The organism is Clostridium brassicae, assembly GCF_026738875.1.
GTDB classification, from domain to species: Bacteria; Bacillota; Clostridia; order Clostridiales; family Clostridiaceae; genus Clostridium_H; species Clostridium_H brassicae.
On record NZ_JAPQFJ010000004.1, the window covers coordinates 118,629 to 134,624 of the forward strand.

14 protein-coding genes are annotated in these 15,996 nt (G+C 28.8%); 1 reads left to right on the plus strand and 13 read right to left on the minus strand.

Annotated features, from left to right (window positions below; genetic code table 11):
* Positions 1-66: 66 nt before the first annotated feature.
* From OW729_RS05700 to OW729_RS05745, 10 genes are all read right to left on the minus strand, one after another.
* Complete coding sequence (locus OW729_RS05700; protein ID WP_268060630.1) at positions 67-972, minus strand: ribonuclease Z; 906 nt, start codon at positions 970-972, stop codon at positions 67-69.
* A 57-nt stretch (positions 973-1,029) separates the two neighbouring features.
* Complete coding sequence (locus OW729_RS05705) at positions 1,030-2,460, minus strand: HAMP domain-containing sensor histidine kinase (RefSeq protein WP_268060513.1); 1,431 nt, start codon at positions 2,458-2,460, stop codon at positions 1,030-1,032.
* 5 nt (positions 2,461-2,465) lie between these two features.
* Positions 2,466-3,149: a response regulator transcription factor gene (locus OW729_RS05710; RefSeq protein ID WP_268060514.1), complete on the minus strand. Its 684-nt coding sequence runs from the start codon at positions 3,147-3,149 to the stop codon at positions 2,466-2,468.
* Positions 3,150-3,205: 56 nt separating this feature from the next.
* Positions 3,206-4,240, minus strand: coding sequence for an Ig-like domain-containing protein (locus OW729_RS05715; RefSeq protein WP_268060515.1), 1,035 nt, complete (start codon positions 4,238-4,240; stop codon positions 3,206-3,208).
* Positions 4,241-4,503: 263 nt separating this feature from the next.
* On the minus strand, positions 4,504-6,390 hold the full coding sequence (locus OW729_RS05720) for an endonuclease MutS2 (RefSeq protein WP_268060516.1): 1,887 nt from the start codon (positions 6,388-6,390) through the stop codon (positions 4,504-4,506).
* Between the two features lie 416 nt (positions 6,391-6,806).
* On the minus strand, positions 6,807-7,703 hold the full coding sequence (locus OW729_RS05725; protein WP_268060517.1) for a glycine betaine ABC transporter substrate-binding protein: 897 nt from the start codon (positions 7,701-7,703) through the stop codon (positions 6,807-6,809).
* A gap of 99 nt (positions 7,704-7,802) precedes the next feature.
* Positions 7,803-8,645, minus strand: coding sequence for an ABC transporter permease (locus tag OW729_RS05730; protein WP_268060518.1), 843 nt, complete (start codon positions 8,643-8,645; stop codon positions 7,803-7,805).
* On the minus strand, positions 8,645-9,841 hold the full coding sequence (locus tag OW729_RS05735; protein ID WP_268060519.1) for a quaternary amine ABC transporter ATP-binding protein: 1,197 nt from the start codon (positions 9,839-9,841) through the stop codon (positions 8,645-8,647). Before OW729_RS05735 ends, OW729_RS05730 begins: the two co-directional genes overlap by 1 nt.
* Before the next feature lie 687 nt (positions 9,842-10,528).
* On the minus strand, positions 10,529-10,996 hold the full coding sequence (locus OW729_RS05740; protein WP_268060520.1) for an SAM-dependent methyltransferase: 468 nt from the start codon (positions 10,994-10,996) through the stop codon (positions 10,529-10,531).
* A gap of 68 nt (positions 10,997-11,064) precedes the next feature.
* The gene (locus tag OW729_RS05745; protein WP_268060521.1) at positions 11,065-11,883 is read right to left on the minus strand and encodes a MerR family transcriptional regulator; all 819 of its coding nucleotides are present in this window, start codon (positions 11,881-11,883) and stop codon (positions 11,065-11,067) included.
* 584 nt (positions 11,884-12,467) lie between these two features.
* Between OW729_RS05745 and OW729_RS05750 the strand changes: the two genes are divergently transcribed.
* Entirely contained in the window at positions 12,468-12,830 is a 363-nt protein-coding gene (locus tag OW729_RS05750) for a DDE-type integrase/transposase/recombinase (protein WP_326498360.1), read from the plus strand.
* A gap of 168 nt (positions 12,831-12,998) precedes the next feature.
* Here the strand turns inward: OW729_RS05750 and OW729_RS05755 are convergent, their stop codons facing one another.
* The 3 genes from OW729_RS05755 to OW729_RS05765 are packed head-to-tail and all read right to left on the minus strand — an operon-like array spanning position 12,999 to position 15,995.
* Positions 12,999-14,303 carry a PTS sugar transporter subunit IIC gene (locus OW729_RS05755; RefSeq protein ID WP_268060523.1) on the minus strand — a complete coding sequence of 435 codons (1,305 nt, stop codon included), beginning with the start codon at positions 14,301-14,303 and terminating at the stop codon, positions 12,999-13,001.
* Complete coding sequence (locus OW729_RS05760; protein WP_268060524.1) at positions 14,296-14,598, minus strand: PTS sugar transporter subunit IIB; 303 nt, start codon at positions 14,596-14,598, stop codon at positions 14,296-14,298. Before OW729_RS05760 ends, OW729_RS05755 begins: the two co-directional genes overlap by 8 nt.
* A complete protein-coding gene (locus OW729_RS05765; protein ID WP_268060525.1) occupies positions 14,598-15,995 on the minus strand; it encodes a glycoside hydrolase family 1 protein in 1,398 nt (465 codons plus the stop codon). Before OW729_RS05765 ends, OW729_RS05760 begins: the two co-directional genes overlap by 1 nt.
* Position 15,996: the final 1 nt, after the last annotated feature.

Sequence of the window (15,996 nt, forward strand, 5' to 3'; positions counted from 1 at the left end):
ATAAAAAAGGGAAGCCCCCTCCCACAATATTAGTGCTTCCCTATAAAATATTATAATTTAAATTGGTCAATCCCTAAAAGCTAAACTCTTAACAAACATATCATGTCCTATTATAGTTTTTTCAAAAATATTTGTTGCATTTTGTTTAAATAATTCTGGTTCACTCATAGCTGGACTAAAGTGAGTCAGTAAAAGCTCATCAACATTACCTTTAAGTGCAAGCTGTGCTGCTTCACTGAATGTCATATGCTTGTTTTTTACTGCCTTATCTAAATCCTCTTCATCACCATAAGTACCTTCACATATAAACAAGTCGCTTTCTTTTATAAAATCCGGTATTGTATCTAATGGTCTTGTATCCGTTATCAAACTAATCTTTATGCCTTGCCTTTCACTACCTAAAACCATGCTAGGTTCATACGTAATTCCTTTTTCAATTACCCTCTCGCCCTTTTGAAGAGTACTCCAAAAAATTCTAGGTACATTATTTGTATTTGCCTTATCTACATCAAATTTAGGTTTTCTTTTAAAATAAAAACTATAACCTATGCAAGGTGATGAATGATCTAATTCTAACGTAGAAACTACTAAATCTTCTATTATATTTAAAGGGATGTTAGGATTTTCTATTATATTTATATCATAAGGCAGGTAAGGTGCTATAACCCTAAGTCCTTTTACTATATCTTCAATACCTTTTGGTCCTATTATGGTTATAGGATCAACTCTTCCACTATTACCTATAGTAGCAAGAAGTCCAGGTAATCCAACAACATGATCTCCATGTCCATGAGTTATGCATATAACATCAATAGATTTAAATCCTGATCCAATAAATCTCATAGCCACCTGAGTACCTTCCCCGCAATCTATAAGAATCTTTCTTCCTTTATAATTAATAATAGTTGAGGATAAAAATCTATTAGGCATTGGCATGCCTCCACCGCACCCTAATAACGATATATCTACCACCAAAAGCACACCCTTCTTTGCTTATTAATTTCCCTTAAAACCATGGGAAATAAAAGGTTATTTTAAGACTATTAAAGAAATTTTTATTTTTATTAAAAATCCATTTTCTATAGTTATTTTCCCATCATGTTCTTTAATTATTTCATTACATAAATATAATCCTAGTCCTCTACTATCTTTATTCTCTCTTTCACTAAATTTTATAAAAGGTTCAAATATATTATTAAATATTTCATCTGGAATTGGTTTGCTATTATTTATTACTTCAATAAAATATTTATCATCTTTAACATAAGAATTAACGTATATTTCACTTCCTCCATATGAATACTTTATTGCATTATCAATTATATTAATCATTACCTGTCTAATTTTATCCTCTTCCGCTCTAACTATCCCCTCACCTATATTTTGCACTATTTTTAATGAATACTTATTAGCCTTTATATTCATATCATTACAACTTTGAATAATAAGTTTTTTCATGCTAACTTCTTTAAATTCCTTTTTTACAACATATATTCCCTTAGACACATCTATAAGTTCTAATACTAACTTATGAAGTCTATCACTTTCCGAATATATTCTTTCAATAGCTCTCTTATCAAATTCTTTATCCTCAACCATTCCTGTAAGTAGTAATTCAGCATATCCCGATATAGCTGTTAATGGTGTTTTCAATTCATGTGTTACACTATTAAAAAATTCTCTTCTTCCCTTTTCTAATTTATATACTTTATCTTTCTCCGCCTCAATAGTTTCTATTTGCTCTTTTATTTTATCTCTCATAGATATAAATTCTCTCGCTAATATTGCCACTTCATCTTTCCCATGTTCATCAATTGAAATATCATAATCACCATTTCCTAGCTTCTTTATTGCTTCCGTTAATTTACTAATAGGATTAGTAACTCTAGTTGTCATCAAAAATGAAAATATAAATATGGCTATAAATATTCCAACTTCTATCCCATTTATAATATTCATAGTTTTTTTATAAGTCATATATTCCGAATCGTAATTCTTTACTATATTTATAATTCCTACGTATTTACTATCAACATATATAGGATAAGTTAATATTGCATTTACTCCATTATTTTTATATTTTAAATCTACAATTGCTTTACCCTGTATGGCCATTTTATTACTATCTTTTATTATGCTTTTAAACTCTTCTTCGATATTTCCTTCTATAAGTTTATCATTCATATCTTTTATATCACATTTGGATTCATAATTTAAGGATATATACTTGACAATATAATTTCCCTCTTCAACTAATGCTTCCTGGTTATCCTTAGAACTATTAGTTACAAGTTTGTATTTTATATATTCATGTGTACTATTCATTACTTGTTTTAGAGAATTATTTATGCCTTTTTCCATATTTGAATTTAAAACCTTTGTTATTGCAATGTTCATTACTAATACCGAAACTATTAGTATAAATGTTAACCCAATTATAAATTTATATCTTATTTTCATACAAGTTACCTCATTACATATCCTACTCCAAAAACAGTCTCTATAATAGATGTTCCATCTTTTTTATCAAGCTTGCTTCTTAATCTTCTAACATGTACATCAACCGTTCTAATCTCTCCATCATAATCAAAATCCCAAACTTTATCTAAAAGCTCTTCTCTTGAAAAAACTCTATTTCTATTTTTAGTAAAAAACTCTAATAGCTCATACTCTTTAGGCTTCAATTTGATTTCTTCACCGTCTTTAAATACAATCCTACCTTCTAGATTCACTTTAACAGATTTATTTACATCTATAAATGCTTCATCTGGCTGCTCTTTATATTTATTAACTCTTCTCATTGCAACCTTTACTCTAGTTAATACCTCTTTTATATGAAATGGTTTAGTAATATAATCATCCGCTCCTAATTCTAATCCTAAAACCTTATCTACAATATCATTACGTGCAGTTAACATAATTATAGGAATAGTGCATTTTCGGTTTATATACCTACATAATTCAAACCCATCTTCATCTGGTAAGTTTATATCTAGTAATACTATATCTGGATTAAAAAAGTTTAAAGCATCTTTAGCATCCTTTGCTAAAAATACACCTTTAACTGTATATCCATCTGCCCTTAAAGCAGTTACTAAAATATCATTTATAGATATTTCATCCTCAACTACTAAAACTTTTAACTCCATTGTAATTCCCCCTCCCATTAACATCTATACAAATGAAGTTAATATTATATAATTTTTTAAGGAATATATTGTTGTTCTATCTTTACTACTACATTATTCTCTAAATATATATGGCATAAAATACCTTTATATCTATGCCTGTCATCCATATTCAAAGTTTTAAATTTTTCATAGCTTATTTTTTGTTGATCTACAGTATCTGATTTAACTTCAAATCCACAAACAGATATTTGAACATTTGGTGAGACTTCATAAGTTTTTAAACTCTTATCTTTATTTCTGATATAATGGTTATCATATACTCTTCCATTAGAATCAAATGGATTATCTCCGTCATAGGGGCCATGTTCGCTATATCCATCTTTTCTAGCTTCTTTTTCTGCTGTTGTATCATTAACATCTTTATTCAAAAAAAATTCTACTTCATCAAATTTTAAATACCTTTTTCCATTATTTTCATATACTTTACTTATCCCACCTATTTTTTTTACTTTTTCAATTTTTTTTACTTTAAGATTTAATTCAGCACTTCTATCATACTTCTCTATCTTTCCTTTATACTTTGTAGTTCCTAATTTACTTGTATCTATATTTATATTATCCCAAACAACATCAACTTCTTTTTCTTCATTGTTTATTTTTACTTTAACTTTAGTTGGTAAATTATATTTGTCATTTTGATATACCGTCACATCTATTTTAGCAACTTCAAAATTCGATTTAATCTCATTCAATAAATTCTTCATATTTTCAGTGTCAACATTATTACTTATAGCTAATTTTATAATATAATAAGCATCATCTAGTCTTTGTTTTTCCATATATTTATTTTTTATTTCTATATACGCCCCCTTATTAGCTTTATCCATTGAAATTGCTTTTTCAAAAGCACTTTTAGCATCATCATACTTTCCTTTATTTAAAAGGTCAGTCCCATCTTTAATAAATTTTTTTGTTTCATTTTCCTGCATTGCTGCCTCTTGTTTTACGTCATTTGTTAATACACTCCTTTTTTGTTCGCTTCCACATCCTGAAATAGCTACCATACTCGTTAATATTAACATTAATGAAATTATAGCTTTTCTTTTCATAAATTGTCACTCCTTATATTTAGTATATCTAAATATTATCATAGTGATTTTACCAAATTTAATGAAGTTGTTTCCATATTGTTTCCGAGCAAAAATTTTTAATATATTTTCATCTTATCATATAAGTGAACTGGATATTTTATAACTATTAAATTTACTTATACTTTATAAACTAAAAAATAAAATTCACTTCTTTATATTTGGATACAAAACATATCAACATAAAAAAGCGAATATTTACTTTAATAAAAAACTTTATTAAATTATTTTAATCTTTCTTTTCTTATTTTTTTAAGAGCTTTTTTAGATCCTCTTTCAATATCTCTTTCTAACTTTCTTTCCTTATAGCTTATAAATAATTGATTTAAATCATAACCCTCTGGATAAAGTTCACTTGCTTTTAATGATAATTTTATTCTCTTATAGTTAACTTCAACAAATTCTTTATTATATAGTATAGTAACATTATTTAATTTATCTATTCCCCTGTATACAATAGCTGGCTCATTATTTTCTAGAAGAATAACTTTATCCCCTACACAATATTCATATAAATCTTCATTTAGTTGTACATCTTTATTTTTTACAATCTTGCTATCTTTTATTAAATTATAATTATAGCTTTTAGTATCTATATATTCTCTTGCTTTATTTATAATTGAGTTACTTAAACCCATCTTTTTAGAAATATATAAAGCGTTACTTTCTCCTACTTTTCCTATACTAAGCCTATATAGTGGTTCAAGAGTTTCTTTTTCAAATTCCATAGCTGCACTTTCAAAATCAGGATGCTCTTGGGAAAAGTTTTTTATTTCTCCATAATGAGTAGTTGCTATAGTTATACATCCTTTGTGATACAACTCTTCTAGTATTGCAATAGCTAAAGCTGATCCTTCATTAGGTTCTGTTCCACTACCAATTTCATCAAATAACAATAATGTTGACTTTGTGCTTTTTCTTATTATTTCAGCTAGATTTTTTACATGTGATGAAAATGTACTTAAAGAATTTTCAACACTTTGATTATCCCCTATATCAACAAATATATTGTTAAATATTGAAATCTCTGTGCCTTTACTAGCTGCAATATGAAATCCAGATTGTGTTGCTAATGTTAACAAACCAATTGACTTCAACACTATAGTTTTTCCACCTGCATTTGGTCCTGTAATTATTACCCCTCTATAATTTTCACCAATTTGAAAATCTAAAGGTACGCTATTCTTAATTAAAGGATATTTTCCTTTAATTATCTTAATATATCCGTAATCATTTAACTTAGGCTTAATTCCATCTATTTCTTTACTATATTTAGCTTTTGCTAAGATCATATCATATTCTGATATAACATCAACATTCATCTTTAACTCTTTTATTCTCTCAAAAATCATATCTGTTAAAGTAGCTAATATCTTGTATTCTTCAATAGCTTCTTCTGCTTTTAATACATTTAATTCACCTGTATACTTTGATATACTATTTGGTTCCATAAAAACAGTTGTTCCTTTTGAAGATGTTTCAATAATTGTTCCTTCAACTTGATTTTTATATGCTGCCTTAATAGGAATAGTATATTTTCCATTTCTCTGACTAATAAAGAATTCTTGAATATATTCTTTATTTTGACTATTTTTAAGAAACTTATTTAATTTATCCTTTATTTTGCTTTCACATATATCAATATGTTTTCTTATCTTTTTCAGTTCCTTACTAGCATTTGAATCAACTATACTTCCCCTAATAGCGACATTTATTTCATCTTCAATATATCTTAAATCAGAAATATTTTCCCCATAAGAACTTAATGTAGGTGCATATCTTTCTTTATCCTTTATAAATAATTTGACTTTTCTACACCCTCTTAAAAAGTTTGATATTATATCTAAATCAGTCGGTTCTAAAGAAGTTCCTTTTTCAATCTTATCAATAAGAGGTAATATATTGAAAACACCTTTTAATGGCATATTATAAGAAGCATCTATTAATGCTCTTCCCTCTGATGTTTCATTTAGTCTTTGATTTATAATTTTTATATTACTACTTGGCTCTAATTTATCAATTAACATTTTTCCTAATCCGCTAATGCAATATCCTTTTATTATTTCTTTTAACTCATAGTAATGTAATTTTTCTAATGTTAAATTATTCATATTAATAATCCTTTCTTGTTTTTTATTACACTACAAGTCAACGAAATCGTGATAGATTTCTATTTTTTGTATAATAAAAAAAGCTGTGGATACTTCCACAGCTTAAAATTCAACAATTAATAAAGGTATTTTTATATTACCTTTTCAAAGTAAATTCGTGGACTTGTATCTTTAATAGTACAATTTAATTCCATGACAAATAGAAGGTATAATTACCCTATTTTTAGGAATTAATATTAACTTAACTATTTTAGATACTAAACACTCACAAAAATACCTCTCTTTTTTTGAAATCTATCTCCTATAATATACATTAAATTTAGTATAATTGTCAACTTTCTAATTTCTTTATGATATAGTTCATCATATCGATCTAATTTCTGTTTTTATAGAATTTGGTGTTAATTTGTTTACCTTTATTTTCCTGTCATTGCATTGACTTTATCTTTGTGTTGCTTAATCCATTCTGCTGCTACATCCTCAGGTGCTTTTCCCCCATCAATTTCAACGATCATCTTTTCAATATCCTCCACATCAATATTCCATTTACTTAAGAATGCATATGCTTCGGGAGCTTTATTTTTTAATCCTTTATGGGTTAGAACATGCACTTCTGATGCTTTGAAATATCCTTTTGGATCCTTTAGAACTTTTAAATCATAATTAACAAACATTGGATGTGGACGCCATCCAAGAAAAATTACAGGTTTTTTATCCTTTATTAATTTTGAAGCTTGTGCTAACATTCCACCTTCACTAGATGCAACATATTGTAAATCTAATCCATATGCCTTAATCATTTCTTTTGATGTCATAGTCATACCCGCACCTTCTTCAATCCCATATATCTTTCCACCAAATTGACTTTCTTTACCCTTAATATCTTCAATAGAATTCACATCTTTAACATAAGTAGGAACAACCCATCCTAGTTCACCATTTGGATAGCTTACTGAAACATCATCAATATTAGTACCGAATTTTTTCATATAATTTTTATGCATATCAGGTAGCCATGCATCCATGAATACATCAATGTCCCCGGTAGATAGTCCTGCATAAACACCGCCTGCATCTGCACTTATTTCTTTAACAGTATAACCCATATCCTGTAAGATTTTTTTAGCTATTTGTGTAGGTGGTACAGTACTACTCCATGGTGTTACGCCAAATGTAATAGTAGCATTTTTATTCTCAACAATCTCGTCAGTTGTATTTTTATTTTCTGTGCCTTGCTTTGTGGTTGCTCCACATCCAACAAATATACTCACAATTAAAATTAATAAAATACTTGATTTAATATGTTTAAACATTTTTAACACTCCTTTTTTGTTAATTAGAAGTTTAGCTTTATAATATATACTTATAATTATTTTCACAGGTATTATCATTTGTTAGAGCTTAAATAATTATTATGAAATATTTCTTTTACTTTTACCTAATCCTTGTGTCACTCTATCAAGAATGATAGCTAGAACAACAATACCCAATCCTCCAACCAAGCCTTTACCAACATTAACACTTGAAATTCCTGCAAGTACAAGAGAACCAAGACCTGGTGCCCCAATCATTGAAGCAATAACCGCCATAGAAAGTGCTAACATAATTGTTTGATTAATACCCGCCATTATAGTTGGTATTGCTAATGGTAGTTGAACTTTAAGTAATAATTGTTTTGATGTAGCACCAAATGCATGAGCTGCTTCCACAACATCAGCTGGTACCTGTTTAATGCCAAGGTTTGTCATACGTACAGCTGGTGGAGTTGCGAAAATAAAAGTAGCTATAACAGCCGGAACACCACCAAGTCCAAATAATAAAATAGCTGGAATTAAATAAACAAAGCTTGGTAAAGTTTGCATAAAATCTAAAATCGGTCTAATGATATGATCAAATGTTCTATGTTTAGCACTAAGTATGCCAATAGGTACACCTACAACGATTGAAAAAATCGTAGCAACAAAAACAATAGATAGTGTTTGCATAGCTTCTTTCCATATATCAACAGAACCCAAATATAAGAGTCCAATTACAGTAAATATTGCAACACTTTTTCCTGCAAATTTCCAAGCAATTATGATGATTATGATAGCTATTAGCTCTGGTGGAAACGCTGTAAATAGAGTAGTTATTAAATCAATAAACCATCCAATGCCATAACTAATTTTGTTAAAAAAACCACCTAGAGTTGGAATGAGCCAACCATCTACAAAACTATTAGTCCACTCTTCTAATGGTAAATTAAAATAATGCATTATTTGTTTTCACCTCCCTGATCCTTTCCTAATACAAGTCCAGATAGGATTGAAACACGAACAATGATACCTAATAATTTATCATCTTCAACAACAGCAATTGGATATTTCGTTTCTGCTGCCATACCTAATAATTCATTTAATGGCGTGTCTGGTGATGTCTTGTAAAAATCATGTTGAAGAACATCTTCAATCCATTTATTTTCATTAACTGCTTTTATGGTATCATCAATGGTTAGAATCCCTTTTATTTTTTTCTCCTTATCAACTACAAATATACTGGATATTCCATTTTCCTCCATTTTGCGGATAGCTACTCTCGGGCCATCCTTCCAAGTTGTGATTATATCAGGTTTTTTCATAACATTAGAAGCTACTAATACTTTAGAACGGTCGACATCCTCGACAAAATTAGATACATATTCATTGGCTGGATTTTCAAGTATCTCCTCTGCTGTTCCGATTTGAACGATATTACCATTTTTCATAATAGCGATACGATCTCCTAGCTTTAATGCTTCATCTAGATCATGTGTGATAAAAATAATTGTTTTTTTTAGTCTATCTTGCAAACTTATAAGTTCATCTTGCATCTCTTTTCTAATTAGTGGATCCAGCGCACTGAATGCCTCATCCATTAATAATATATCTGTATCATTTGCTAAAGCACGAGCTAAACCAACACGTTGTTGCATGCCACCACTTAATTGCTCAGGATATTTATCCTCATATCCTTTGAGCCCAACATCTTCAATAGCTTTTCTAGCTTTTTTTTCTCTTTGCTCTTTAGAGATTCCTTGAATCTCTAATCCAAATTCCACATTGCTCATTATCGTCCTATGTGGTAAAAGTGCAAAATTTTGGAATACCATTCCAAGTTTTTTGCGTCGTATATTTATTAATTGATTTGAGCTCATTTTTGTTATATTTTCACCATCTATCTTAATCTCCCCAGCTGTTGATTCAATAAGCCTGTTAATAAGACGAATTAATGTAGATTTGCCACTACCTGATAGTCCCATTATGACAAAGAACTCTCCTTCTTTTACTGTAAACGAAGCATGATTAACTCCGACTGTTAACCCTGTTTCTTTAAGAATTTGTTCTTTGCCTTCACCTTTTTTTAATCTTTCCAAGGCTCTATTGGGATTATTACCAAAAATCTTAACAAGGTTTTTTACTTCTATTTTGTCCATTTAAATCCCCTTCCTTGTTTTTAATTATTATGATGTATAAAAGTAATGCATACTAAATCTGCTTTACTATTTTCCCCTGTCCGCCATAAAAAATATACCACTTTTCTTAATTGCATATTCTACATATTTCAAATACATTAGACCACTAATTCCTCAATTATCCCAAAACAGCGTGTCATATATCTATCTTGCCACTCTAATAAATTCACTGTACATTCCTTACAACTATAATAGTTCTCTATAAAGTATTTCACTCAATATCTCTTTTTATTCGTTCTAAACACTCTCATAAAACTCCTTAAATTTAACTACAAACATTGTAAATTATGCATATAAAATAGCACTCCGCCTGACCAAGAATAGTTGTGCTTTTCCATTCAATTATATTTAACAACAATTCAATATTAAATTTTATGTTGCACACCTTGAAATTTAGTAGGCTCCAGCTTTATAACTGTTACCTAAAGAACTAAACTCCCCATAATTGGAAGTACGGTTCACCGTAACAACTTTAAGTGAAGTTTTGGACATTTTATCCTCCTTGGGCTATTAGTCATATATTTCACAATATTTAAGGCTTGCTATTAATATAGAAGTTAAAAGCAAAGAAAAAAGTGCTCCATCCTCACAAGATTAGCACTTTTTCTAAGATTCATAATTTATAACACAAAGTATATTTTATGTTCATTAAAATAAAAACTCATTTTCCCAGTCAAAATCTCCAGATTCTTCACAACATACTGGCCAATGGCTACACCATTTTGGAACACTAGGCTCTTCTACCCTGTCCAAACTTGGAGTATAAGGTTTCAAATCTAAAATACTGCTATCATTCATTGCATCAATATAAGTAATATAAATTATTCCTTTTTCATAATCAATATGTGTTACTTGAGTAACAGAAAAAGCTATTGGATTTGGCCTCTCAGGTGATCTAGTAGAAAAAACTCCTAATATTTCAGGTGAATTTTTATAAGGCTTATTTACTTCTAAAACATTTCTACTTTTCCTATTATCACATTTATCAAACCACCACAATACATCAATATGACTAAAAGATTCTAGTCCCTGCAATCCTTTTATATACTCCTTATTAATTTGAAGAAACATATTTTCTCCTTCAACTTTAATCTTACCAATTTCTTTTAGTTCCATAATTATTACCTCCTTATTTATCTTACAAATAGATAATAGACCCTCACATAATGTGAGAGTCAATGTAATTATTTTAATGGAATTTGTATTTCCGTAAGATATTCTTTTGGATTATCAGAATCTTCAACTCCTATATGACATATCTGCCTAGATGGTTTATCTGACATATATTCATTATTACTTTCAAGCCAATATGCAAGTTTCTCATATGCCTTTCCCAAATTAATATATGGTCCATATACCATTGCATAAGCCATTTTTTCAACAGCCTCAATTTCTCTGTATATAAATCCAGGCTTGTTTTCGCCAACCTTATTTACAAGCATACCTACTTCAATATCTACATTCTCATCCTTATGGTCTATATCATGATAAATAGCAATATTATTGTACATATCTTGTTTTATAGGTATATTCTCTTTATTAATAAAGTTACATAATCTATTCCATAGAATTCCTTCATCAAAATATGATGGCATTATATCTCTTGTGGATAATATCAACATCTTCTCTACCTTTTTAAAATTTATATTACAATGTATCTTAAATTTTTTTGCTTCAATTTCTTTTATTGCAGTATCTATCTTCTTAATTCTTTGTCGTTCCATAGATATTTCTTTATTAATTTGAATTTTCTTTTTTTCTAATTCATCTAATATGTCTGTCTCATTACATCTTTGTATTATATCTTTTATTTCTAATGTAGTGAATTTAGTATCTCTTAATAAAATAATTTTTTGGAGTATTGGTATCTGCTCTGCAGAATACATTCTATATCCTGTAAATAAATCAACCTTTGCAGGTTTTAATAATCCAATCTCATCATAATATCTTAACATTCTAATAGACACTTGAGTTAACTTTGAAAACTCACCAATTTTAAACATTAATATACCTCCAAGATAAATCACAAAACTTATACATATATATTTTTCAGATATATACTATTATAATATATTTAAAAATAACATCCTATTTATTCCCTTACTTTTTATTACTTATAATATTTTAATATATAAAAAACAGCCTTAGCTAAACATTATCTAGCTAAGACTATTAACCTCACTTACTTATGATACAGTTCTCCGTATCAGTAGTAAATGAAGTTTTATAAATATATTATGGAATACTATTTATATATCCATCTTCTGATATAATTATTATTACACACCTTTTATTTTCTCTCTCTTGTCTTCTATAATATCTTAATGCTGAGTTATATATTCCTCCTCTTACTGAAACTCACTCACCCTCATAAAGAATTCCCAAAATAGAATAATATACATCCTTTTCATTTAATAGTAAAGCTACATCAATAGACGTAACTAATTGTATTATTTCACTTTTAATTTCAGTTGGGTTAACTATAGATGAATTTATGGTTACATAATCTAAGTCTAAATGCTTTTGAGAATAGAGAACATAAGAAATGTTCCCGTTCTTTTAAGATGCGTTAGAGAAAGAGTTTAATATAACATATTTATCATATGAAACATCTAATAGAATTTATTTGCCCACCATCAAAGATGAAAGCTCGAATGAAATTCTTGCTTATAAACTTTTAAAAAATATTACCCTTCATATAGCTACAGATACTATTAAAAGTTTAGTAAATAATCATAAAGACTTATTGCGTAAAGATTCATTTATTCATTCAGATCAGGTTGCTCATTATACTACTCCAGCATTTCAAAAACTACTAAAAAAATATAATATTGGACAATCATTGTTGAGACGTGGCAACTGTGGGGATAACGCTCCTGAAGAATCATTTTTCGGGCATATGAAAGACGAAATATATCTTAAAATTTATACAAGCTTTAAAGGATTATAGTTTCTAATAGATGATTATATTAATTATAGATATCAATTGGGATTTTAAAAAAAACCGGCTCCTACTCAATATAGGAACCAACTTATAGCTTGATAGCCTTTTTTTAAAGTCCTTGACATAGGGACCATTTCATAAAATAATACAAGCTTTTTTATCTATATCTAAAACCTATAAATCCCCTTCTTCTTCTTTTTCAGCAGCTACAAGTTGTTTATCATAGACTTTAAAGAAAGGATAATAAATAATCATATCTACTATAATTAATCCTACTACAAGTACAACTGCTTTCCAATCTAGCGTAGAGAAAAATGCTCCTATTATACTTGGCATATTCCATGATAACATAGAGAATGTCTTATCTACAATATTTTGTGACATTGCTAGATAAGCAACTACAGCATTTATAGTTGCTGTAAAAATAAATGGTATTAAGAAAACTGGATTTAACATTAATGGTACACCAAATATTAATGGTTCAGAAATACCAAACATAGCAGGTGCAATACCCATTTTACCTATTGTTTTTAATTGTTTTGATTTAGCTGTTATTAACAATATTGCTAATCCTAAAACGGCTCCACATCCTCCAATTGCTACAAAGTATACCCAAAATGGTGTTGTAAATACATGAGGAAGTTGTTCTCCTGCAACTTGTGCCGCTGCATTAATTGATAAATTACCGTCTCTAATTGGTCCCATTATACCTGCTAATGCTGCATCATGTATTCCAAAAAACCATAATAAGTGAGTTATTAATGTTATAGCTACTGTAAAGAAAATACTATCAACAGCTTTAAAAGTTGGTGCTAATAAACTAAATAGGAATTTAGGTAAAGTTGTATCTAATTTACTAAAAATAGTATATATAATAATATATATTATTATTATTATAAATCCTGGAACAAAAGCTGCAAATACGTCACTTAAACTAGCTGGGACACTTTCTGGCATTTTTATTCTTCCAAAATCCCTTACCTTCATAAATCTATAAAATTCTACTGTTAATATACTGATAAGAATAGCTGGAATTAATCCCTTTCCATCTATATATGCTATTTCAATGGATTTTGATGCATATCCTAATTCAATTGGATCTGTTACTAGTAAAAAGAATCCTACTATAACAAACAAAATTGGCAAAAATGATTCCATTTTATAATGTTTACATAAGAAATGTGTAATACCAATAGCAATATATAATGACATTGCTCCTAATGTAAAAGTAAATAACCAATTTAAAATACCGCTATTACCTGTAGCAAATTCAGCCCATTTTAATAGAAATATATTTGTAGTATTCTCTGTAATTGGTGGAGATTTTATTATAGCAGCTACTCCTCCCATTAATGTAATTGGAAGTAAGCTCATAAAAGCATCTCTCATTGAAGCTAAATGTCTTTGTTTAGCCATCTTGTTGGCATATGGCATGATCTTTTTTTCACAGAATGAATTAAATTGAGAAAGCTTACTCATTATTTCTCCCCCCTAATTCAACATAAACAGTCTTTAAAATTGAGGCTGCATCCATGCTTCCATATTTTAAAGGATCAATATTTAAAACTGGTATACCTCCTGCTGTTTTCTTTATATCCTCATATTCAAATCTTATTTGTGGACCAACTAATATGATATTCACATTTTCTAAATAATCCATATATTCTGCAATTCCATATGCTTTTACTTTACATTTACCTTCGGAAATTTTTTCCATCTTTTTTGCAAGCATACCCGTTGACATTCCCGCATTACAAACTAACATAATATTCATTATATATTCCTCCTATCGATAATTTTTCCATTGCTTTCACATACTTTTTTAAACCAATAATAAGATTTTTTAGGTTTTCTTACTAATCCATTTTTCCAATCTACTGCAACTAATCCATATCTCTTTTTACATCCATTTTTCCATGAGTATAAGTCCATTGTAGACCATACGTAATAGCCTTTTACATCTGCCCCTTCATCTTTAGCATTTAAAATTGCAGCAATATGGTCATTTAAAAACTCAATTCTATAATCATCATTTACTGGCTCATCACCTGTTACATCTTCATATGAAGCTACTCCATTTTCAGTAATATAAATAGGTAGATTATATTTGTTATGAACCATCATTATGCCTTCATAAAGTCCTCTTGGATATACTTCAGTATCCCATTCTGTATATTTTGATGCTGGGTCAAATACTTGCTCAAACCAATTTTTTATTATTACTTTAGAAGTTCCCTTTGCACTACTTCCTGCATTATTAACTACCAAAGTTGTTTCACCTTCTGCATATGGTTTTACCAATACTCTAGCATAATAGTTAAGTCCTATGAAATCCACAGTATTTTCCTTAATTATTTTCATATCATCTGGTGTAATATATGAAAGATCGTATTTCATACTTAATCTCGTTAATAGATCTATAGGTATTTCTCCTTTTGCAGCAGTATCTAATATCCAGTTATTCATAAAATTATCTGCATTTCTCATAGCTATCTTCGTTTCTAAAGTATCATCAACTCCAAATACAGGGGCAAAGCTATGAACTATTCCTATATTTCCATCTAAATTAAGCTTTTTATATTCTGAAATTGCTCTAGCATTAGCTAACATAACATAATATGATCCCTTTATAGTAAATTCAGTATTTTGCAATGCAGGTGGATAATTTCCTATTTTATATCCTGAAAAAATAAAGTATCTTGGCTCATTAAATGTTACAAAATGTTTTACTTTTTCACCAAACTCTTTAAATACTACTTTTACATAATGTATATACGCATCAACTGTTTCCTTGTTAATCCATCCACCCTTTTCTTCTAAGAATTGTGGTAAATCCCAGTGATATATTGTTACAAATGGAGTAATGCCATTATTTAAACATTCATCAATAAGTTTATGGTAAAACTCTATTCCCTTTGGATTTATATCTCCATCTATATTTTTTATAATCCTTGGCCATGCCAATGAGAATCTATATGTGTTATGACCACCATCTTTCATATATTTAATATCTTCTTTAAATCTATGATAATGATCTGAAGCTGTATCGCCATCCTCAAGATTATTCTTATGCAAGTAATAATCCCACATTGACTCTACTCTTTCGTCTTCATTCCACGCACCTTCACATTGATATGATGCTGTAGCTGTCCCCCATAAAAATTTCTTCATA

Excerpts from the sequence above, each read along its gene's own strand:
- OW729_RS05715 (WP_268060515.1), bottom strand. The coding sequence starts at position 4,240 with ATGAAAAGAAAAGCTATAATTTCATTAATGTTAATATTAACGAGTATG.
- OW729_RS05740 (WP_268060520.1), bottom strand. The coding sequence starts at position 10,996 with ATGGAACTAAAAGAAATTGGTAAGATTAAAGTTGAAGGAGAAAATATG.
- OW729_RS05730 (WP_268060518.1), bottom strand. The coding sequence starts at position 8,645 with ATGCATTATTTTAATTTACCATTAGAAGAGTGGACTAATAGTTTTGTA.
- OW729_RS05735 (WP_268060519.1), bottom strand. The coding sequence starts at position 9,841 with ATGGACAAAATAGAAGTAAAAAACCTTGTTAAGATTTTTGGTAATAAT.
- OW729_RS05725 (WP_268060517.1), bottom strand. The coding sequence starts at position 7,703 with ATGTTTAAACATATTAAATCAAGTATTTTATTAATTTTAATTGTGAGT.
- OW729_RS05760 (WP_268060524.1), bottom strand. The coding sequence starts at position 14,598 with ATGAATATTATGTTAGTTTGTAATGCGGGAATGTCAACGGGTATGCTT.
- OW729_RS05745 (WP_268060521.1), bottom strand. The coding sequence starts at position 11,883 with ATGTTTAAAATTGGTGAGTTTTCAAAGTTAACTCAAGTGTCTATTAGA.
- OW729_RS05710 (WP_268060514.1), bottom strand. The coding sequence starts at position 3,149 with ATGGAGTTAAAAGTTTTAGTAGTTGAGGATGAAATATCTATAAATGAT.
- OW729_RS05765 (WP_268060525.1), bottom strand. The coding sequence starts at position 15,995 with ATGAAGAAATTTTTATGGGGGACAGCTACAGCATCATATCAATGTGAA.
- OW729_RS05720 (WP_268060516.1), bottom strand. The coding sequence starts at position 6,390 with ATGAATAATTTAACATTAGAAAAATTACATTACTATGAGTTAAAAGAA.
- OW729_RS05755 (WP_268060523.1), bottom strand. The coding sequence starts at position 14,303 with ATGAGTAAGCTTTCTCAATTTAATTCATTCTGTGAAAAAAAGATCATG.
- OW729_RS05705 (WP_268060513.1), bottom strand. The coding sequence starts at position 2,460 with ATGAAAATAAGATATAAATTTATAATTGGGTTAACATTTATACTAATA.